Source organism: Thermoanaerobaculia bacterium (assembly GCA_018057705.1).
In the GTDB taxonomy this organism is placed as follows: Bacteria; Acidobacteriota; Thermoanaerobaculia; order Multivoradales; family JAGPDF01; genus JAGPDF01.
The window spans coordinates 1-20,283 of record JAGPDF010000065.1 but is presented as its reverse complement, the minus strand read 5'-3'; the positions used below and the strand labels follow the sequence as shown (position 1 = coordinate 20,283).

Here is a 20,283-nt window from a genome sequence, read left to right as displayed (position 1 = left end):
GCGTCGCGGAATCTGTTGGAGAGCTTGCTGCTCGCTGGGCGCCCGCATACTTGACTAAATACACTGCCTTGACAGGCCTGTCAAGTGCGCATGTTGAGTCAAACTGTCGAGGGTTCGAGGCTTGCTCAGGGGCGGGAAGCGAACCGGCGGAAGGTGCGGTCACCCTCTCGGTGCCGAGTTCGAACCGCACGATAAGGGCGAGGCACAGATCCTTCCGAGTCCATTGGATGAGCTGTGCCCGTCACGAAACTGCCCAGACGCAGCCCGCCATGCTGCAGGCAGAAGAAGAATAGGAGAACTACCTGAAGAGACTGGAGTTAGAGAATCTGGTAGCCCAAACGGTTGGGAGTTCGAACACCAAATGGGATTCGAACACCCTGTTCGCCTGGCTCCACGACGTCGCGGCACTCAGGCGGGCGGCGTGAGCCAGAACCCACGCCAGCAACGTTCTCGAGCCTCTGCGCGGCAGTCCCGGACCGGCCCTACGGCCGGCTCCGGCGTCGCCGTCCCTCTCTGGTTTCCGCTGCCCGGCAGCGGAGCGGAGGGGCAGTATGGTCTGGAAGCCGGCAAACCCGCAGCTCGAGCTGGTGCTCCCCGGAGCCCCGGCGTCACAGTTTCATTCTACAGATGTTGAGCCTCGAGCCCGGCAGACCAAGCGCGCCGGCAGCCTGATTCGACAGGCGCTCTATCTCGACCAGGAGGACGCCTACGCCGCCGGCGAGGTCGGTTTCCTGGCCCGGGCGCTGGTCCAGGCGACCCTCCCCCACAGCGACCCCAAGACCAATGAGTTCGTCCGGCGGAACGGCCACTTCACGCTCTCGATCCTGGCGCCGACGGACGTCGGGCTCCCGTTCGGCCGGTACCCTCGTTTGGTCCTGGCCTACCTGACGACGGAAGCGGTGCGCCGCAAGAGCCCCGACATCGAGCTCGGCAGTCACTTCTCCCACTTCTGCGCCGCCCTCGGCATCCCGCCGACCACGGGGCCGCGCGGGTCGCTGCCGATGCTCCGGGAGCAGCTCCAGCGGCTCTTCGCCTCGACCTTCCAGTGCATCTTCCACGACGAGAGCCAGGGCCGGCACGCCGGCGACGGCTTCCTGATCGCCGAGAAGCGGGAGCTCTGGTGGGACCCGCGGCCTGGTAAGGGTGAGGCAGCCTGGGGCTCGCACGTCCTGCTCTCGGACCGCTTCTTCCGGGAGGCGACCGAGGCGCCGGTCCCACTCGACCTGCGGGTCCTGCGCGCCCTCCGGTCGCCTTTCGAGATCGACATCTACGTCTGGCTGACCTGGCGCTTCTTCCGGCTCCGTCGGCCGGTCACGATCCCATGGGCATCGCTGGCGCTCCAGTTCGGCTCGAGGTACTCCAACCCCCGGCATTTCAAGAAGCGGTTCCTCAGCTACCTGCGAAACGTCATCGACTACTACCCGGAGGTCCGTGTCGGTTGCGGAAGCAAGGGCCTAGTTCTCGAGCCGTCAGCGACTCACGTGGCGCCGCGACGTGCACCGATGAAACTGTGACGCGCGCTTTCGAGACCCCCCGGAGACTCAACCGCGGAGGAGGCGAAGCGAGTTGGCGACAACGAGAAGGGCAGCGCCCATGTCGGCGGCGATGGCAGCCCAGAGCGATGCAGCTCCAAGGAACGTGAGCGCGACGAAGATCGCCTTCACGGCGAGCGAGAAGGTGATGTTCTGGCGGATGACTCCCAACGTTTGCCGGGAGTGCCGAATGAGCCATGGCAGGCGCGACAGATCGTCCGACAACAGCGCGATGTCAGCCGTTTCGATGGCGGCGTCTGAACCCGCCCCGCCCATGGCAATGCCCAGGCTCGCACTGGCCAGAGCCGGCGCATCGTTGATCCCGTCGCCGACCATCGCCACGCGCCCGTAGCGCTCGACGAGCTCGCGGATCGCCGTGACCTTCTCGTCGGGAAGGAGTTCCGCTCGGATCTCCGAGACCCCGGTCTCGCGGCCGATCGCCTCGGCCGTGCCGCGGTTGTCACCGGTCAGCATTACGGTCGTCTCGATACCCAGCCGATGGAGCTCCCTGAGGGACTCGCGGGCGTTTGAGCGCACGCCGTCGGCCACGGCGACGAGGCCGCAGACATGGGTCTCGTTGCCGACGACCACGGCGGTCTGTCCCGCCTGCGACATCGCTTCGAGCCGCTCGTGGACTTCGGGAGTTTCCTGGCCCCGCTCCTCGAGGTAGCGATGCGAACCGACCCAGAACGTGCGCCCGTCGACGGTGCCCGCGGCCCCTTTGCCTTCGAGGGCCTGGAAGTCCTCTGCGGGCGGCGCGGAGACGCCCTTGTCCGCGGCGTAGTCGCGAATGGCTGCCGCGAGCGGGTGCTCGCTCCGCGCCTCGAGGGCGACAAGGCGCTCGAGAAGCTCGCGTTCGTCGTGACCGGAGAGCGGCACGACCGCCAGCACGCGCGGCCTGCCGTGGGTGAGAGTCCCGGTCTTGTCGAAGGCGAACGCGCGGATCCTGGCCGGCGCTTCGAGGAAGGCCCCACCCTTGACCAGCACACCGTGCCGCGCGGCGGCTGCTAGCCCTGCGACGACGGCGACGGGCGTCGAGACGACCAAGGCGCACGGACAGCCGATGACCAGGAGCACGAGCGCCCGATAGCCCCACTCGCCCCAGCCCGCGCCGAACAGGAGCGGCGGCAGCAACGCGACGAGGAGGGCGGTCACAAACACGAACGGTGTGTAGATCGCGGCGAAGCGATCGACCCAGCGCTCGGAGGGCGAGCGCCGAGCTTGCGCCTCCTCGACCAGGCGCAGGATCTTGGCCAGCATCGTCGCTTCGGCTGCGGACGTCGTCTCGAATTCGAGTGCACCCGCCCCGTTGATGGTGCCCGCGAACACCTCGTCCCCCGGTCGCTTCTCGACCGGTCGGCTCTCGCCCGTGATCGGCGCCTGGTTCAGCGTCGAACGCCCGGTGAGCACCCGCCCATCGAGCGGGATGCGCTCGCCCGGCCTGACGGCGACGCGCGATCCGACCGCGATTTCCGAAGGGTGGACTTCGCGTTCCCCGTCCGGCGCAACGAGGCGCGCAGTCGGGGGCGCAAGATCGAGGAGCTTTGCGATGGCCCGGCGCGCGCGCCCGACGCTCCAGGCCTCGAGCGCGAGCGAGAACGCGAACAGGAAGGCCACGGTCGCGGCCTCGAACCACTCGCCGATCACGATGGCTCCGAGGACCGCGATCGTCATCAGCAGGTTCATGTCGGGCCGGAACCGGCGAAAGGCTAGCCATGCCTTGGGTGCCACAGTGACGAGCCCGGCCAGAACGGCGACGACGTACACCAGTCGTGCGGCAAGCGGGACTGCGTGCCCGCCGCCCATGCCCTCGCGGCCCAGCGCCGCTCCGAAGCCGCCCGCCAGGGCGGCATGAAGCAGGAATCCGGCGACGGTCGCGGAACCGGAGACCACCGTCGAGACGAGGCGCCGTCTCCGCAGGCGGTCGTTGCTGCCGTCGTCGCCTTCGGCTCGCCAGGGCTCGGCCGCGAGCCCCGCCTTTCGGACCGCGGTGACGATCGCCGAGTCGGGCACGGACTTCATGTCCGCGTCGACGGTCATCCTGCCGCGCAGGAGATCGAAGCCGAGCTTCGCTTCGCCGCCCACGACAGGACCGACCTCCCGGCGAAGCGTCGCGATCTCTTCGGCGCAGTCCATGCCGGCGACCCGAAACGCACGCGCCCTCTCAGAGGCCATCCTCGTTCTCCTCCCCGGTGCGGATGCGAAGGACACGCTCGACACCCAAAACGAAGATCTTGCCGTCGCCGGGTCGACCCGTGCGCGCGGCGGAGGCGATCGCGTCGACGATGGGCGCCACCATGGCGTCCGGCACCACAATCTCGATCTTCGTCTTGAGTGCGAAGGCGTGGCCGGCTTCCTGTACGGTTTCGCGCGCCCCCTCCGCCCGGGATCGGCCCCAGCCCCGAACCTCGGAGAGAGTGACGCCTGGAATCTCGAGGTTCTCGAGGCGATGCAGGATCTCTTCCACCATGAACGGCTGCACGATTGCCTTGATCTCTTTCATCGTGACCTCCTAGATCTCGACTTCGGCGGCCCGGGCCGCGAAGAACCGGTATAGCACCGGCAGGACGAACAGGGTGAGCAGCGTCGACGTGACGAGACCGCCGATCACCACCGTGGCGAGCGGCCGCTGGACTTCTGCGCCAGCGCTCGACGACACCGCCATCGGCAGGAAGCCGAGGCCGGCGACAAAGGGAGCGAGGACCATCGCCCGCATCTTCTCGGTGGCGCCCTTGAGCAGGGCCTCTTCGAGAGTCATGCCCATCTGGCGGAGCTTCTCGACGTGCGAGACGAGAACGAGCCCGTTCATCGTCGCGACGCCGACGAGGGCGATGAAGCCGACGCCCGCCGAGATCGAGAAGGGATACCCCCGCAGCGCGAGCGCGACCACACCCCCGGTTGCCGCGATCGGCACGTTGAGGAAGATGAGCGTGCCGAGCCGGGCCGAGCCGAAGGTCGTGTAGAGCAGCAGGAACACGATCAGGAGAGCGAGCGGTAGCAGCACCGCCAGCCGGGCCGAGGCCTCGCGGAGATTCTCGAACTGGCCGCCCCACTCGACGGTCCAGCCCGTCGGCAGCTTGACTTCGGCTTCGACCGCGCGCTGTGCGTCGGCGACGAAGGTGGCGAGATCCCGCCCTCGAACATTGAGCTCGACGTTGATTCTGCGGCTGATGCGGTCGCGACTGATCTGCGCCGGTCCGTCCTCGACGGTTATCTTCGCCAGTTGCGATAGCGGCAGGAGGCGCGGCTGCCCATCCGCCACCCCCGGTGCCGCGACCCGGAGATCCGAAATGCGCTCCAGACCGCTCCTCACGGAAGGAGCGAAGCGCACCTGGATGTCGAAGCGCTTCTGGCCTTCGATGACCGTTCCGACCGTTCGCCCGCCGATCGCCTCGACCACCTCCAGGGCGTCGTCGGCGTTCACCCCATAGCGTGCGATGGCATCGCGGTCGATGCGCACCCGGAGCATCGGTAGCCCCTGCGTCTGCTCGGCTTTCACGTCCGCGGCGCCAGGGACCCGGGAGAGGACGCGCACGATCTCGTCGGCCTTGGTCTTGAGCAGCGTCAGGTCGTCGCCGTACAGGTGCACGGCGACGTCGGAGCGGACCCCGGAGATGAGCTCCGAGACCCTGAGCTCGATCGGCTGCGAGAAGCTGAAGACGGCGCCCGGGACCTTCGCCCGCAACGCCTCGTCGAGCGCCGCGACAAGCGACTCTCGGTCCGGGAAGCGCTCGTGGTGGCCCGGTTTCAGGATGATGTAGGTGTCGCTGACTTCGACGCCCATCGGATCGGTCGCGATCTCGGGGCGGCCGGTTCGCGAGACGATGGTCGACACCTCCGGGAATTCGGCACGAACCACCTTCTCGACCTCGGTGCTGATCCGATTGGATTCCTCGAGCGAGATGCTGGGGAGACGCCAGATCTGCAGGGCGATCGTGCCCTCGTCCAGGCGCGGAATGAACTCGCCGCCCAGGAACGGCGCAATTGCGACGGCGACGACAAGGACCGTCACCGCGGCTGCGACCGTCCAGCCGCGGCGGCCAAGGGCCCGGACGAGCGCGCCTGGATAGACCTTGTGGAGCCACCGGAAGAGGAGAGGCTCTTTCTCGGAGACCCTGTTCAAGAAGAACGACGACAGAACCGGAACAAGCGTCAATGCGCAGGCGAGAGAGAAGCCGAGTACGAAGATGAGGGCGGTCGCCATCGGGCGGAACATCTTTCCTTCGATGCCGCGCAGGCCCAGGATCGGCAGAAAGACGATGGCGATGATCCCGACGGCGAAGACCACCGGCCGGGAGACTTCGTGGGCCGCGGCCCGCACCTTCTCGAGGAGCGACTCGGCCTCGTGACGCCGCTCATGTAGGCGCCGGAGCACGTTCTCGATGAGGATCACCGATCCGTCGACCACGAGCCCGAAGTCGATCGAGCCGAGGCTCATCAGGTTGGCGGAGATCCCGTACCAGCGCATCAGGATGAAGGCGCCCAGGAGCGACAGCGGGATCGAGATGGCAGCGATCAGGCCGGCTCGGAAGCTTCCGAGAAGGAGGAGGAGAACCAGGACGACGAGGAGCCCGCCCTCGGCCAGGTTCGTGGCGACGGTGCGGATGGTGCGGTGGACGAGGTCCGTGCGGTCGTAGAAGGTGTCGATCGTGACGCCCGCGGGAAGCGTCTTGCGGACCTCCTCGATCTTGGCCTTGACCCCCTCGGTGACGGCGCGTGAGTTCTCGCCCATCAACATCATGACGACACCCACGACCGCCTCGCCGCGTCCATCGCGCGTCACCGCCCCCTGGCGGATCATGGGTGCGAACTCGAGCTTCGCCACATCGCGGACGTAGACCGGTGTTCCGCGCTCATCGTGCGAGAGCACGACCTCGCCGAGGTCTTCGAGACGCTCGACCAGCCCTTCACCACGCACGACGTACTGCTCACCGCGGTGCTCGATATAGCCGCCGCCGACATTGCGATTGTTGGCGCCCAGGGCGCGGGAGACGTCCCCGACCGAGAGCCCGTAGGCAACGAGCCGGTCGGGGTCGAGCGTCACCTGGTAGGTCTTCAGCTCGCCGCCGAACGAGTTGACCTCGACCACTCCCGGCACGGAGCGGAGCTGATAGTTGACGACCCAGTCGAGCAGCGTCCGCAGCTCCATCGGCGTGTAGCAGTCGGGTCGATCCGGCGCCCCGGCTGCGCACACGGGCTCGCCGCGCACCTCGAACTGGTAGATCTCGCCGAGACCGGTCGAGATCGGCCCCATCTCGGGCTCGCCGTACCCTTCCGGAATCGCCTCACGCGCCTCGGTCAGGCGCTCGCCGATGAGCTGGCGAGCCCAGAAGATGTCGGCGTCCTCCTCGAAGACGACGGTCACCGCGGAAAGGCCGAAGCGCGAGATCGAGCGAATCTCCTCGACCTTGGGCAGTCCACTCATCGCGGTCTCGACCGGGAAAGTGACGAACTTCTCGATCTCCTCGGGAGCCAGCCCGGGGCTGTTGGTGAGGACCTGAACCTGGACGTTCGTCACGTCCGGGACCGCATCGATGGGCAAGTCAGTAAGAGCGTAGATCCCGCCCAGGCCGATCAGCAGCCAAAGGACGATGACGAGAAAGCGGTTGTCGAGCGAGAAATCGACGATTCGGCGAATCATGACGGGGTCACTCCTCGCCCCCGAGGCTCTCTTTCGAGGCCTCGGACTTCAGGACGAAGGTGCCCGACACAGCCACGGACTCGCCGGCGGTGAGCCCGTCGAGGATCTCGACGAAGCCGTCGCCCTTTCTTCCCGTGCGGACCTTCCGCGACTCGAATCTCCCGTCCCCGAGTGCGACGAAGGCGACGAAGTCGTCCCCCTGGCGTTGCAGGGCACTCTCGGGCACGGCCAGGACGGACTCGGACTCGGCCTTGCCGTCGGCGGCATGAGGGTCCGAGATCCGGACGCGGGCGAACATGCCGGGACGCAGCCGTCCCTCCGGATTCGGCACCTCGATACGCGCCCGGGCCGTGCGGCTCTCGGTCTCGACACGACTACCGAGGTAGACGAGCTTCCCTTCAAAGGCGCTTCTCGGGAAGGCCTCGACCTGCAACTCGACGTCGTCTCCCAGGTGGACGCGCGCGAGGTCCCGCTCGAAGACGTCGATCCAGACCCAGACCCGCGACAGGTCCGCGATCTGGAAGAGCGGCGCCTGGGGCTCGACCATCTCTCCCAGCGTGGCGTGGCGCTCGACGACCGTGCCCGCGAACGGCGCCCGGACCTCGTAAACCGAAGCGCGCGGCTGGTCGTACCCGAGGGTGTGCACCTTGTCGTCCGAAAGCCCGAGAAGATGGAGGTGCTCTTCGGCGCCGCGCAGCGCGGCGTCCGCCTCGCGCGCCGCGGCCTGGGCGGACAGCATTTCCTGCTCGGAGGAGACGCGATCGGCGAATAGGCCCCGTTCGCGCTCGAAGGTCTCCCGCGCCAACTCGGCCCGCGCGCGAGCCTGAAGGTACTCGCCGATGGCTTCGCCGAGGGCGATCGAATCGACGCGGGCGAGCACCTGCCCGCTCCGCACGAGGTCACCGACTTCGGCGAGGGTGGCCTCGACCCGACCGCCGACCCGAGGGCTCACGTGTGCGAACCGGCGCTGGTCGAAGTCCACGGAGCCCGTCGTTTCGATCTCCGTGCGAAGGGGACGGATCTCGGCGGCGCCCAGGGTGATCCCAGCGCTGACGACAGCTTCCGGCGAGAGGTGGATGGTCCCCTTGGCGTCTCCGGCAGGGCTCTCCTGCGCGGCAGACTCGGCGTCGGGCGCAGCGGCGCGGTCACAAGCGGCGAGTCCCACGCCGAGAATCGCCAGGCAGGTAGGAGCGAGGGTGCGAAGGAAACGGGTCATCGGGGGGTCTCCGGAGGAGTCGAAGGGGTCGAATCGGGGTTCGGCGTGGGGAGCTGGGTGTCTCCGGTGGCGAGATCCAGGGCGATCCTCGCGAGCCAGGCGTCGGCGGCGGCCTCGATCAGCTCCCTTCGGCTGTCGACGAACTCGCGCCGGAACACCAGCACCTCGCTGGCGCGGAGCTTGCCGCTCGCGAAGGACTTCTGGACGAGCTCGAGGTTCTCGTCGAGCGTGCCGGCGACGGTCTCGCGGAAGACCGCGAGCGCATGCGTCGTGGCCTGGTAACGGCTGGCTGCCGTCGCGACTTCGCTGCGCAGAGCGAGAGTGGCCAGCGCCAGGTCGGCAGCCGCGCTCTCCTGGTTCGCCCGCGCCGTGGCGATGCCCCCCTGGTTGCGGTTGAAGAGCGGAATGGTCACGCCCGCCAAGACGGTGTCGAGGTCTTCCCGATCGGCCTCCCGGCCCGTGGCCACGCCGAGCACCAGGTTCGGAGCGGCGAGCGATTGCTCCAGTCGCAGGCGGGCCGCGGTGGCCTCGATCTCGATCTTCAGCGCTGCCAGATCCTGGCGCTGGTCGAGTGCCCTGCTTTCGAGATCCTCGAGCGGCGCTGCGCTGGGCCACGATTCGGGAAGCGCACCCTCCAACCTCGGCAGGTCAGCGGGTGAAAGTCCGATCCGCTCGGCGACCGTCGCCCGCGCGGCGGTTTCGCTCGCGATCGCGAGCTCGACCTGTCGCTGGGCGCGGCCTTCCGCCGCCCGCGCGAGGTTGAGGTCGACGAGCGTCCCGGCACCGGCGTCGAGTCGTCTCTGCTCGAATTCGGCCAGGCTGCGGGCAATCTCTTGCTCGAACCTCGCCAGGTCCTCGAGCTCGCGAGCCTGGAGGGCGAGGACGAAGGCCTCACCGACGTTTGCCGCAAGCTCCTGGCGCGCCCTCGAGACGCGCAGGCGGATCGCGTCGAGAGAACTCGACGCGGTGGCGATGCGTTTGCCGCGCTGGCCGGCGATCTCGACTTCCTGCGAGATTCCCACCTCACGATCATGAGTCTGCTCTTGACCATCGTCCCGTCGGGCTCGCGAGGCCTCGATCACGGGGTTGAAGGGGTAGACGCGCGAGCCCAGGAGCTCGGCCTCCGCGCGGCGGAGCTCCGCGGACTGGGACTGAACCTGCGGGCTGCGCTCCAACGCGAGGGCGACCGCGCGGTCGAAAGTCAGGCCGGTTGCAGCGGGGTCCGCCACTGCAGGCTGAGCCCTGGCATTCGGGCTCGCTAAGAGGCAGCCGAGGAGAAGGCTGACGTCGAGCCGGCGCAAGCGCCGCCCCGAAGGAAATGAGTAGGACAAGTTGTGCTCCCCGATGATGGCCACGCGCGCGACCGAGGCGCGGTGCGGCCCGACCGGCAAGACGCGAGGATGCGGCGCACGGCGCCGCGATCGGTCGAAATCGACCCTCGCGCTTGCGGACCTACGGTCGGAGAGCTAGGTGCGAGGAGGGCGTTCGGGGGTGGAGAGCGTGAGGGAGACCGGTTCCGCGAACGCCGAAGGTGTCGCGACCTCGGCGGTCTGGACCTGCTGGACGTTTCCGATGGGGCTCAACACGGCGGATGCCGAGGGGCAGCAGTGGCAGAGGTGAAACACCCCGTTGCAGCCGTGCTCTCGCCCCGAAGACTGGTGCTGGTCCGAGGTCCCCGTGGCGTGCGCCGAGTGGCCGTGAGCGACAAGATGCACCACGTTCTCGAGGGCTTCGCCCGCGCCCGGCAGGACGACGAAGAGCGCCAGGACAGCGGCGATGCGGCGGAGCCAAGTCACCGGCGGACACTATCGCAGCAGTCAGGCCGTCCGCCAGCGAAGCAATGATCCCCGATCGACCAAGGCTGTGGAGCCAGCGAACCGGTCCCCGAGATTCTCGAACGCCTTCGCCGTCATCTTCGGGTCCAGGTACTCCAACCCCCGGCATTTCAAGAAGCGGCTCCTCAGCTACCGGCGGAATGTCCCCGACTACTACCCGGAGGTCCGTGTCGGTTGCGGAAACAAGGGCCTCCTCCTCGAGCCATCAGCGACTCACGTGGCGCCGCGACGTGCACCGATGAAACTGTGACGGGCAGAGACTCGGCGCCTACTCAGCGGTCGCTGGCCGTGGCGCGCGGATTACGACCTCTTCGGCCTGCCCCGGAGGCAAACTCGGGAGGCGAGGGCGGCCGGGTTTCTGACCAGCCGCCACCCTTGCCCAGTATCCCCGCGGCGGAACGGGAATCCGAAGGCACCTACAGGCCTTGGCGAGCCCGCGCCCTGACAGCCCCCACTCTTTTGCCAGCGTCTCCACCGGCACGGTCCAGACGCGCTCGAAGAGCGCCGGGCGGTCAAGGCGGAGTTCGCGCCGATCGCGGCGCCACGCTCCGATCCTCTCCGTCGGATAGAGGCGCGCAGGAGGCCTCTGCGCCTTCGGCTTCGGCCGCTCGACCCCGAGCTTGTCGAGTACTTCCCTGGCTCTGGCTGGCCGGACCCGGTCGAACGCGCTTTGGGAGTGCGGAGTCGCCGGGATCAGGTTGACCTTCCTCATTCGCTCTCGCATGCTCGGTGTACGGGCAAGCTCGGTGAGCACTTCCCGCGAGCAGTGGTCGGCCGTCGCGAGGAGCTTCATCAGGTCGGCAAAGAGGTAGTCGTCGCAGCGGAGAAGGTCTCGACGAGCGCTCGCGATCTTCTGGACAGGGCTGGTGTGCCAACGCACCCCGGCCGCAAACAGAGCTCGGAGCGCCTCGACCGGTCGATGATCATGGAAGGGCCAGTTGGCGCGCGCGAGCTGTAGGGCAATGACTCGTCCGGCGTCCTTGGGCAGGGCGGAGCGCGCCAGTATCGCGATCACCTTCTCGTTGGCGGCCGAGAAGAAGAGCTCCTCGTAGTCATCTCGGATTGGGTCGGGTCGCAGGCGCTCGAGGATGGAGGCGTGCCCCCCGCTGCACGCCTCCTGAACGGCACTGCGCCGCTCGTCCTCGTCCTCTTCATCGTCTCGGAGGCCCATGTAGTCCATGTTGGGAACTGGGGCGTGAGGGTCCGCTCCGGCCCAGAGGCAGAGCAGCACTCCCTTCTCGCTGCCTTTTTCCGCGTGGTGGGCGAGCGCGAGGTCGAGCGCGGTCTGAATCCTCGGCTCGTCGAGTCGGTGCCGCTTCGCGTAACCAAGGAGCGGCTTGTTGCTCGTGTGGTACCCGAGCGCATAGGCCATCGCATGACCCGCGGTGAGATCGACCCCCAGCTCGCGGAAGCGCTCGAAGAGCTGCGAATCGTAGGTCTCGAACAAGATGTCCAGGTCCACCCGTCGCGGGTCCGCCCCCCACTCCAAGAGCAGGTCGAGGAGGTCTCTACGCCTCAGCCGCAGGGCCTTGTCGAGGGGACACTCCGGCTCCAGCGCGAGGTCGTACCCGTTCGCGACGAGGAGCAGGATCAGGGAGTGATCCTGCCGATCCAGAGCGATCTCTAGGGCCGATAGGTGGCGTCGCCGCTCGGCGGGAGAGCCTGCCGCGAGCTGAAGCGGCCGGCCGGCCCGGATCCAGCGCTCGACATCGTAGAGGTGCCCCTGCCGGCAAAGGCGGTGGAGCTCCTCCAGCTCTTCCGGCGCAGCCGTGAGTCGTGCGGGGCTTCGCGGTGCCTGGGGTTCGGGATTCGCCCGCGGATCGGCGAACTGAGCGCCTGTTCCTGTCCCCACGGTTCCCCCCTTTCCTGTCTCCTCGACCCCTTGGCTCACCCTAGACCGGCGAGCCGGCCGTCAAGGGTTCCCTGGCGGCGCTTCGCGCCCTTGACGGCTCGTCTCCTCTCGCCGGTCCCTCCCTCGCCGTGGTCGACAGCGACACGAAAGGGAGGATCCGATGAACCACCACCGCCTCGTTCGAATTTACCGCCCCTCACAGGAAACCGTCTGCTCCGAGTGCCGGCACCCGCTCCGGGTGGGCGACTATCACCTCGAGCCGATGTCTCGCGACTCCAAGACCGTCTGGTGCAGCGAGCGTTGCGCCGAGGTTGCCAAGCGCGCAGGTCACAGAGCTCCCCAGAAGCTCACTTTCGTCCTCTGATCGGCAAGCCCGCGATCCGAGCATCGACAGCGCCAGCGGCGACGTGCAGACCGATGAAAGTGTGACGCTCGCGCGTTCGCGGTGCTGCGGAGAGGTCTGCGGAGACCGCCCTACCTTCCAGATGAAACAGTGACGGCCGCACCGATGAAACGGTGACGCCGGGCAGCGGTTCACCGCTGAAACGGTGACGCCGCACCGATGATGCGGTGACGCGACTGTGCCCCAACTCGCTGGCCCTGCTGCGCTTGTGCGCCCCTCCTGTAGTTCCCTGTAGAGAAGCCCTGTAGCTCTCCTGTAGTAGCCGGCGAGCGGCTGCGGAAATCGCTTAGAGCGGGGACCTTCAGGACCTGGATTCCACCTCCCGCTGCGCTCTTCCCCCCAACGCACGACCAGTCTCATCGGCCGCTCCGGTGCGTCAAGGCCGAGCCCTACGGGTGGCCTGCGGCCAGCCTTGACACTTCCTCGCGGCCCGACTGGGTCGTCAGGTGCGTTGAGGGGAAGCCCTCAGGGTTCTCGGAATCCACCGAGAACGGCACCGAGAGGAGCTCGGCAATGTCGAAGGTCTACGAAGTGATCACCGATCAGATCGTGGCGCAGTTGGAGCAGGGCGTGGTTCCGTGGGCGCGGCCCTGGAAGGTGGATGGCCTCGCGCCGTCGAACTTGGTGTCGCGGCGGCCGTACCGCGGGATCAACGTCTTCCTCCTCGGTTTCCGCGCGGCGTCGACTCCCTGGTGGCTGACCTTTCGCCAGGCCAAGGCGCTGGGCGGGGCGATCCGCGCGGGCGAGCGCTCGACGCCCGTGATCTTCTGGCGCTGGGTTGACCGGAGCGGTCGTGAGACCGAGGCGGGGGGCGCCAGCGAGGGGAGCCGTGCTCCGAGGCGCGAGCGGCTCCCCGTTCTCCGTTACTACTCGGTGTTCAACCTCGACCAGACCGAAGGGATCGATCCGTCGAAGATCCCAGCTGCCGACACTGTGGCGGTCGCCCCGGTGCCGACGGCCGAAGAGATCGTCGCCGGCTTCCAGGAACCGCCCACGATCGAGCACCGGGCGCAGCCGCGTGCCTTCTATCGCCCCGCGACAGACAGCGTGACGATGCCGCCGCGCAGCGCGTTCGGTCGCGCCGAGGGCTACTACTCGACGCTCTTCCACGAGCTCACCCACGCGACCGGTCACTCCAAGCGATTGGCCCGGCCCGGCTTCGACAAGAACCACGCGGCGCCGTTCGGCTCCGAGCCGTACGCTCGTGAAGAGCTGGTGGCCGAGCTCGGTGCCGCGTTCCTTTGCGGGGAGGCCGGCATCGAACCCGACATCCCGAACTCGGCCGCGTACATCGACCACTGGCGCCAGAATCTCTCGCGCGACTCGCGGCTGGTGATCACCGCCGCACAGCAGGCTCAGCGCGCGGCGGACTACATCCTCGGCCGCGCGACGAAGGCGCTCGAGGAGTCAGCGACTCAATCGGAGGAGCCAGCCGGAGACGAGCAGGCCGCTTGACGCGGCCCGGGGCCGCCCGATAACGTCCGCTGGTCAACATCTGTTGACATAAACGCCACAACGGGAGGTCCCATGCTGAACAAGGTGCAGCTCATCGGTCACGTCGGGCAGGACCCGGAGATTCGCGAGACGCCGCAAGGCACGAAGGTCGCCGACCTTCGTCTGGCCACGTCCCGCTACTGGCGCGATGGCGAAGGGAATCGCCAGGAGGAGACGGAGTGGCACCGCGTCGTCTTCTGGGGCAAGACCGCCGAGAACGTCGCCACGGTGCTCGCCAAGGGGCGGCTGGTCTACGTCGAAGGACGAATCCAGACGCGCTCTTGGGAGGACGAGACCGGCAAACACTTTCGCACCGAGGTGATCGCGGAGACCTGGCAGGCACTGACCCGTGGCGCCGCTCCGGAGGAAGCCGCGGCGTAAAGGCCATTCAGGGCGGGAGACGACCTCCTGCTTTCTACGACTCTCCTCCGCAATCCCCACTCCATCCCGACCGCAGAGCCGGGAGAACTCTCGCCAGGAGGCGCAATGTGCGACAACGATCGAAGCTGTCCAACCACCACCGAGCTCGGGCCGTCGTCCGAGTTCTTCTCGTTCTCCTCGCCCTGCCGATCGTCCTCTTCGCTGCGATCGCGGGCGGGGCACTCTCGGCCACGCGAGTTCGGCCGCGGTTCTGAAGTGCAGGCCCTCGATGCCCGATCGTGGAGGATGCCCTTTGCCACGGCCGAGCGCATCTACCGTTGTCTGGGAGGGGGTCGGCCGGCGCGTGCGGGCGACGTATTCCAGCGGCGGGAGGAGGTGAGTCGTTCCACGATCCGTAGGTGGCAGCGGTCGGGATGGGTCGTCCTACGCGATCGCACTGTTCTCACCGCGAAGGGCTGTGCTGCCCTTCCGATCCACCAGGAGGTCGTGGAGTTCGCTCGACGATCGGGTCGCAGCACGCTCTTCCTGTAGGTCCGCACCGTGCCACCCGTTCCGACCCTGAGCTGCTCCGGCGTATCTGCCTGCTCCTCGTTGCGCCCGCTCCCGGAGCTTCAGCGGCTCTCCGACTGCTGGTTAGGAGCCAGCCATGTTTCCCGGCCCGGGAAACGCCGCCGCCGCGTCCGCGGCCGTCGGGTTTCCTTCGGGCGGGAAACGGCTGGCAGCTGCTCGCTTGGGCTCGCAGGTCGATTCGGCGGCCAGGAGTTGCAAGTTTGCAACTCCACGGCGAGCACCCTCAGCTGGGGGCCGCGGTGAGCCGCCGTGGGCGCCCGCGCAAGGACCCGGCGCGGGCTCGCGTCGTCAAGAACGGCGCGCACTTCACCCCCGCCGAGGACGGCCGGCTGCGCGAGCGTGCCCGCATCCTCGGAATTACGGTCGCCGAGCTCCTGCGCGAATCATCGCTCGGCCGACCGCTCCCCCGGCGCCACCAGCCCGACCCGATCGCTTCGGATCAGTGGGTCGAGCTCGGGCGGCTCGCCGCGAACCTGAATCAGCTCCAGCGAGCGATCAACCGAGGGCAGGCCGAGGACGTGCCGGTCGCCCTCGTGGAAGAGCTTCGCTGCCTGCTCCACGAGGTCCGCCAGGCGCTCGTCGGCAACGCGGGTGCCGCGTGATCCAGAGCATCCACAAGGGCAAGGGCTTCCGTGGCGTCCTCAACTACGTCTTCGGCCGCGCCAAGTCGCCCGAGCTGGTCGGCGGCAACATGTATGGCGAGGACCCACGGGCGCTCGCGCAGGAGTTCGGCGAGTGGCGGGAGTTGCGGCCAGGCCTGACTCGGGTCGTCTTCCACTCCTCCCTGTCGCTCCCCCACGGACCGAGCGGGCGCGAGGAGCTCACCGACGCGCAGTGGCGCGACGTCGCCGAGCGTTACCTGGAGCATCTCGGCTACGGGCGCTCGCCGTTCGTGGTCGTGCGGCATCGCGACACCGAGCACGACCACGTCCACATCGTCGCGGCGCGCATCGGCGCCGACGGCCGCACCGTCTCCGACTCGCACGACTACCGACGAGGCGAGGAGGTCCTGCGGGCGCTCGAGCGCGAATACGGGCTCACTCAGGTCAAGTCCGCGCATGAGGTCGACAGGTCCGCCCTGCGAACGGGCGAGATTCGACAGATCGAGCGGACGGGGGAGGTGAGCAAGCGGATCCGGCTCCAGGATCTCCTCGACCGCGCCGCCGCCGACCGACCGTCGATGAGCGTCTTCCTCGAACGGCTGCGCGAAGCGGGAGTCGAAGCGGTGCCGCGGGTCGCGACCACGGGACACGTCTCGGGCATCTCCTACGGGCTCGAGGGGGCGAGCTTCCGGGGTTCGGCACTCGGCCGCTCGTACTCCTGGCGAGGGCTCCAGGAGCGCCTCGGCGTCGACTACCAGCCGGAGCGCGACCTCACGGCGGTCCGAGCGGCCGCGGCGGCTCGGCCGGATCGTGGCGCCGGTCGCGCGCCCTCGCCTTGGTCTCCGGCGAGCCTCGACGCACTGCGGAAGGAGCTCGGCGCACTCCCGAGCGCCGCGCGGCGCGGCGTCATGTCGGGCGCCACGGCCGGACTCGCCCGCAGCGGCGCCGGGGCGCTCGACGGCCCGGCCGACGCTGTTCGCGCGGCCTACGCTCTTCGCTCTCCTCGTTCGGCGCTTCGCCTTGCCGTGCGCCGGACGTCCGGACTGGGCGCCGTGGCGCCGATTCTCGACATCACCGCGGCGGCGCGCTCGCCTCTCGGACTGCTCTTCTATGGCGCGCGCCTCGCGACGGCTGCCGGTCGGCTGGCGCTGCCTGCGCTCGCCCGAAGCGTCGCTCCGAGCCCGTTGTCGCGGAGCGTCGCCGCGGCCTACGTCCGAGCGGCAGCGACGGACGCGCCTTCGATGAGCGTGCTCCTCGAGCGCCTCGAGTCCGCCGGCGTCCGGCCGCTTCCGCTGCTTGGTCGCGGTGGCGAGGTGCGCGCGATTGTCTATCGCCTGGGTGACGAGGTGATCCCCGGCCAGGAGCTCGGACCGTCCTTCACCTGGACCGGCCTGCAACGGCGACTCGGAGTGAGCTATGAGCCGACGAGAGACCTTCCTCGAATCCGCGAGAGCCGCGAACGATCAGGCACTGAACGCGATCCCCGCTTCGGCGCGCAGCAGCACGACGGGCGGCGACCTGGCCGCGATCCAGGGCGCGATGGCGGAAACGAACCGAAGACTGGAGGCGGTCGAGCGAGCCGTTCAGGCGGCACCGCTGGCGAAGCGCGATCCCACGACCTCGAGGCCAGCGAGGGAGCGCGCGGCGGGGATCGCCGTGTGGACTCTCGCCGCGTCCCTGATCACGCTCGTGGGGATCACGCTGCTCAAACCCGACTGGGCGCTCCGGCCCCGGCAGCGGGCCGAGCTCCTGCTGGGCGAGAGGCTCTACCTGCGTCTGCAGCACATGGAGGAGCCGGAGCGGCTCGAAGTGCTGAAGTCTCTCTGGGTGGATCCGCCACCGACGAGCGACTAGCCGCGGCCGAGCTCCGTGCGGCTCTACGGCGCACCGGGACGCCCGAGCTTGCGACGTATCACCGGCATCGCGCCTACTCCGCCAGCCTCGAGCGCGCGGACTCGGCTTGGGCGACCGCAGCGCTCCGGCGCGGCGTCGAGCCGCATGTTGTGCTGCGCGAGGTGGCGGAGAGGGGAGCCAAGGCTGCGGCTCCGAAGGAAGCCGCGCTCGCCCACGGAACGCGCGTCGTGGCGCGCGCGCTTGCGACGGTGCAGCCAGGGCGCGCCGTCGAGCAGACGGTCTCGATGACCGTGCAGGCGCTCGCCACTGCGGTCAAGGTGCCGCTCGCGGTCGTGAAGGCACTGCTGATCATCCGCACCATCGCGCGGGAGCTGTCGCAGGACCGGGGCCGATGATTCGGCTCAGGACGAGGGCGCCCCTGGTCGCGGTCGGTGTCTTCCTCCTGATCTATGTCGTCCCGCAAGCCGTGGGTCTCCGGATCAACACCTCGACGAGCATGCCCCGGGGCCTGTACCGCTCGGTCGGTGGAAGCGCACGGCCGGGCGCGTGCGCGGCCGTCTGTCTCCCGGCGGTCGTCTCGAGGTTCGGGATGGAGCGCCACTACCTCGGCGCCGGATCCTGCCCCGACGGCGCTGAACCGGTCGTGAAGATGGTTGCGGCGGTCGGGGGCGACGTCGTCGAGGTGACCCGAGAGGCGGTCCTCGTCAACGGCATCGCGCTGCCGAACAGCCGGCCGCTCGACCGCGATCGCGGAGGGCGTGAGCTCACGCCATACGTGCGGGGGCCTCAGCGTCTGGAGTCGGGGGAGGTTTGGCTCCATTCACCCTACGAGGCGCGGAGCTGGGACAGCCGCTATTTCGGACCCGTGCGAGTCGAGTGCGTCACGACGCTCGTCGACCCGGTGCTGACCTTCCGATGAGCGCCCAGCCGCCCTATCGGCATTCGTCCAACGGCGACCTCACGGCCAAGGGCGTCGTCGTTCGCGGCCTCGCGGCGGTGATTGGTGTCGGCGTGCTGGTCGCTTGGGCGGTGACGCAGCACGCCGCGCTGCGCCTCGGGTTCCACCCGTCGCTCGGGCGACCCTGGCTTCCTGCGCTCCCTGCTCGGGAGGAGCTGTTGAACCTCGTAGCGTGGGCGCTGTGGGGTGCGGCGCTGCTGCTCCTCGTTCCGAAGCGCACGCGATTGCTCTCTCCGATCGTCGCCGTGCTCGGGGCAGGCGCCTTCGCCTGGTCGCTGGGACCGCTCTTCACGCCCTTCCACGTCGTCGTCTGGGCTCGGCGTCTCGGAGCGACGGCCGAGGCGCGGGAGTTCTGGAGGTCGGGCTTCCAGGTTCTTGGCGTGGCGACGGGGGTCGCGGCGGCTGTGGTGGCCATCGTCGTTGCCGTCGTGATCCGGCGACTCAGGCCGCAGTCCGACCTGCACGGCTCGGCACAATGGGCGACGGAGCGGGAGGCGAAGGACGCCGGGCTGTTCGCTGAGACGGGGCTGATCCTGGGTCAGTGGCCTGGCCGAAAGGGGCGAGGGCGAACCCTCCGGCACGACGGGCCGGAGCACGTCTTCGTCTTCGCCCCGACCCGCAGTGGCAAGGGCGTCTCGCTGGTCGTACCGAACCTGCTCACCTGGCCGCACTCGGTGCTCGTCCACGACATGAAGGGGGAGAACTGGGTGCTCTCGGCGGGCTGGCGCAGCCGCGAGCTCGGCAGCCTCTGCCTCAAGTTCGATCCGACCTGCTCGGATGGCTCGGGGGCGCGCTACAACCCGTTGCTCGAGATCCGGATGGGCGACCAGGAAGTGCGCGACGCGCAGAATGTGGCCGACATCCTGGTCGACCCGAACGGCGATCGGATTCGCGACCACTGGGACCGGACGGCCCACTCCCTGCTCGTCGGCCTGATCCTGCACGTTCTCTATGCGGAGAAGGAGAAGACGCTCGCCGGCTGCGCGCATTTCCTGGCGCGCCCCGACCGCCCGATCGACCTGAGCCTCGAGGTCCTGCTGGGCACCGAGCACGCGCCACCCGGTCATCCTGGGTGGCGCGACCCGGTGACAGGCGAATGGCTGCGGACGCACCCAACCGTCGCCGCCGCAGCGCGGGCGCTGATGGACAAGTCGCCGAACGAGCGCTCCGGTGTCCTCTCGACCGCGCTCAGCTTCCTGGATCTCTACCGCGACCCGATCCTGGCCCAGAACACTGCCGTCTCGGACTTCGCGCTCGAGGACCTGGTGAGCCACAAGCGACCGGTGAGCCTCTACCTGACGGTTCCGCCGTCCGACCTCAGCCGCACCCGTCCCCTCGTCCGGCTCCTCCTGAACCAGGCCTGCCGGCGCCTGACGGAGCGGATGGACTTCTCGGCGGGTCGGGGGAGAGGGGCGGGGAAGCACCCGCTCCTCCTGATGCTCGACGAGTTCCCGGCGCTCGGGAAGCTCCAGTTCTTCCAGGAGTCCCTGGCCTACCTCGCCGGTTACGACATCCGGGCGATGCTCATCACCCAGGACCTCTCACAGCACCAGGGCGTCTACGGCAAGCAGGAGTCGATCACGGCGAACTGCCACGTCCGGATCGCCTTCGCTGCCAACAAGCCGGAGACCGCGGAGCTGCTGTCGCAGATGGCAGGCGACACCACGGTCTCCCACAAGCAGATCTCCTACCGCGGCGGGAGCTTGATGATGGGCGACAGGAACACCACCCAGCAGGAGATTCGGCGCCGGTTGCTCACTCCCGACGAGGCGATGCGTCTCGATCCCGACCACGAGGTGGTGTTCGTCGCAGGGCAGCAGCCCCTGTACGTCGCGAAGTCCCGCTACTTCGTGGACCGGGAGCTTTCCAGGCGAGCGTATCTCCCGGCGCCCGCGACATCGGGTCGCGCGAGTCGGACTCCCTCCCCTTGGGAGAAGTTGGCACC

15 protein-coding genes are annotated in these 20,283 nt (G+C 68.6%); 8 read left to right on the top strand and 7 right to left on the bottom strand.

Features of this window, described 5'->3' with window-relative positions:
- The first annotated feature begins 551 nt into the window (after positions 1-551).
- Positions 552-1,514, top strand: a complete 963-nt coding sequence (locus tag KBI44_16525) for a pirin (protein MBP9146085.1) — start codon at positions 552-554, stop codon at positions 1,512-1,514.
- A gap of 27 nt (positions 1,515-1,541) precedes the next feature.
- Here the strand turns inward: KBI44_16525 and cadA are convergent, their stop codons facing one another.
- The 7 genes from cadA to KBI44_16490 all read right to left on the bottom strand — a co-directional run bounded on the left by cadA (position 1,542) and on the right by KBI44_16490 (position 11,596).
- Entirely contained in the window at positions 1,542-3,707 is a 2,166-nt protein-coding gene (gene cadA, locus KBI44_16520; protein MBP9146084.1) for a cadmium-translocating P-type ATPase, read from the bottom strand.
- Positions 3,697-4,035 (bottom strand): P-II family nitrogen regulator, encoded by a 339-nt coding sequence (locus KBI44_16515; protein ID MBP9146083.1) that lies wholly within the window; start codon positions 4,033-4,035, stop codon positions 3,697-3,699. The genes cadA and KBI44_16515 overlap by 11 nt, the downstream gene beginning before the upstream one ends.
- Before the next feature lie 9 nt (positions 4,036-4,044).
- Positions 4,045-7,173 (bottom strand): efflux RND transporter permease subunit, encoded by a 3,129-nt coding sequence (locus KBI44_16510; protein ID MBP9146082.1) that lies wholly within the window; start codon positions 7,171-7,173, stop codon positions 4,045-4,047.
- Positions 7,174-7,180: 7 nt separating this feature from the next.
- Positions 7,181-8,389 (bottom strand): efflux RND transporter periplasmic adaptor subunit, encoded by a 1,209-nt coding sequence (locus KBI44_16505; protein MBP9146081.1) that lies wholly within the window; start codon positions 8,387-8,389, stop codon positions 7,181-7,183.
- Positions 8,386-9,618, bottom strand: coding sequence for a TolC family protein (locus tag KBI44_16500; protein ID MBP9146080.1), 1,233 nt, complete (start codon positions 9,616-9,618; stop codon positions 8,386-8,388). The genes KBI44_16505 and KBI44_16500 overlap by 4 nt, the downstream gene beginning before the upstream one ends.
- Before the next feature lie 237 nt (positions 9,619-9,855).
- Positions 9,856-10,185 (bottom strand): hypothetical protein, encoded by a 330-nt coding sequence (locus tag KBI44_16495; GenBank protein ID MBP9146079.1) that lies wholly within the window; start codon positions 10,183-10,185, stop codon positions 9,856-9,858.
- 307 nt (positions 10,186-10,492) lie between these two features.
- Entirely contained in the window at positions 10,493-11,596 is a 1,104-nt protein-coding gene (locus KBI44_16490; protein ID MBP9146078.1) for a hypothetical protein, read from the bottom strand.
- A gap of 3 nt (positions 11,597-11,599) precedes the next feature.
- Here KBI44_16490 and KBI44_16485 point away from each other — a divergent pair, with 3 nt between their 5' ends.
- The 7 genes from KBI44_16485 to KBI44_16455 all read left to right on the top strand — a co-directional run.
- The gene (locus KBI44_16485) at positions 11,600-11,851 is read left to right on the top strand and encodes a hypothetical protein (protein MBP9146077.1); all 252 of its coding nucleotides are present in this window, start codon (positions 11,600-11,602) and stop codon (positions 11,849-11,851) included.
- A gap of 1,141 nt (positions 11,852-12,992) precedes the next feature.
- Positions 12,993-13,934, top strand: a complete 942-nt coding sequence (locus KBI44_16480; protein MBP9146076.1) for a DUF1738 domain-containing protein — start codon at positions 12,993-12,995, stop codon at positions 13,932-13,934.
- A 72-nt stretch (positions 13,935-14,006) separates the two neighbouring features.
- Positions 14,007-14,354 carry a single-stranded DNA-binding protein gene (ssb, locus tag KBI44_16475; protein ID MBP9146075.1) on the top strand — a complete coding sequence of 116 codons (348 nt, stop codon included), beginning with the start codon at positions 14,007-14,009 and terminating at the stop codon, positions 14,352-14,354.
- Positions 14,355-15,124: 770 nt separating this feature from the next.
- On the top strand, positions 15,125-15,526 hold the full coding sequence (gene mobC, locus KBI44_16470; protein ID MBP9146074.1) for a plasmid mobilization relaxosome protein MobC: 402 nt from the start codon (positions 15,125-15,127) through the stop codon (positions 15,524-15,526).
- Entirely contained in the window at positions 15,523-17,775 is a 2,253-nt protein-coding gene (locus KBI44_16465) for a relaxase/mobilization nuclease domain-containing protein (protein ID MBP9146073.1), read from the top strand. Before mobC ends, KBI44_16465 begins: the two co-directional genes overlap by 4 nt.
- Positions 17,772-18,299 carry a conjugative transfer signal peptidase TraF gene (gene traF, locus KBI44_16460; GenBank protein ID MBP9146072.1) on the top strand — a complete coding sequence of 176 codons (528 nt, stop codon included), beginning with the start codon at positions 17,772-17,774 and terminating at the stop codon, positions 18,297-18,299. Before KBI44_16465 ends, traF begins: the two co-directional genes overlap by 4 nt.
- Positions 18,296-20,283 (top strand): type IV secretory system conjugative DNA transfer family protein (locus KBI44_16455; GenBank protein ID MBP9146071.1); only part of this gene is annotated, 1,988 nt, incomplete at its 3' end. The genes traF and KBI44_16455, both read left to right, overlap by 4 nt.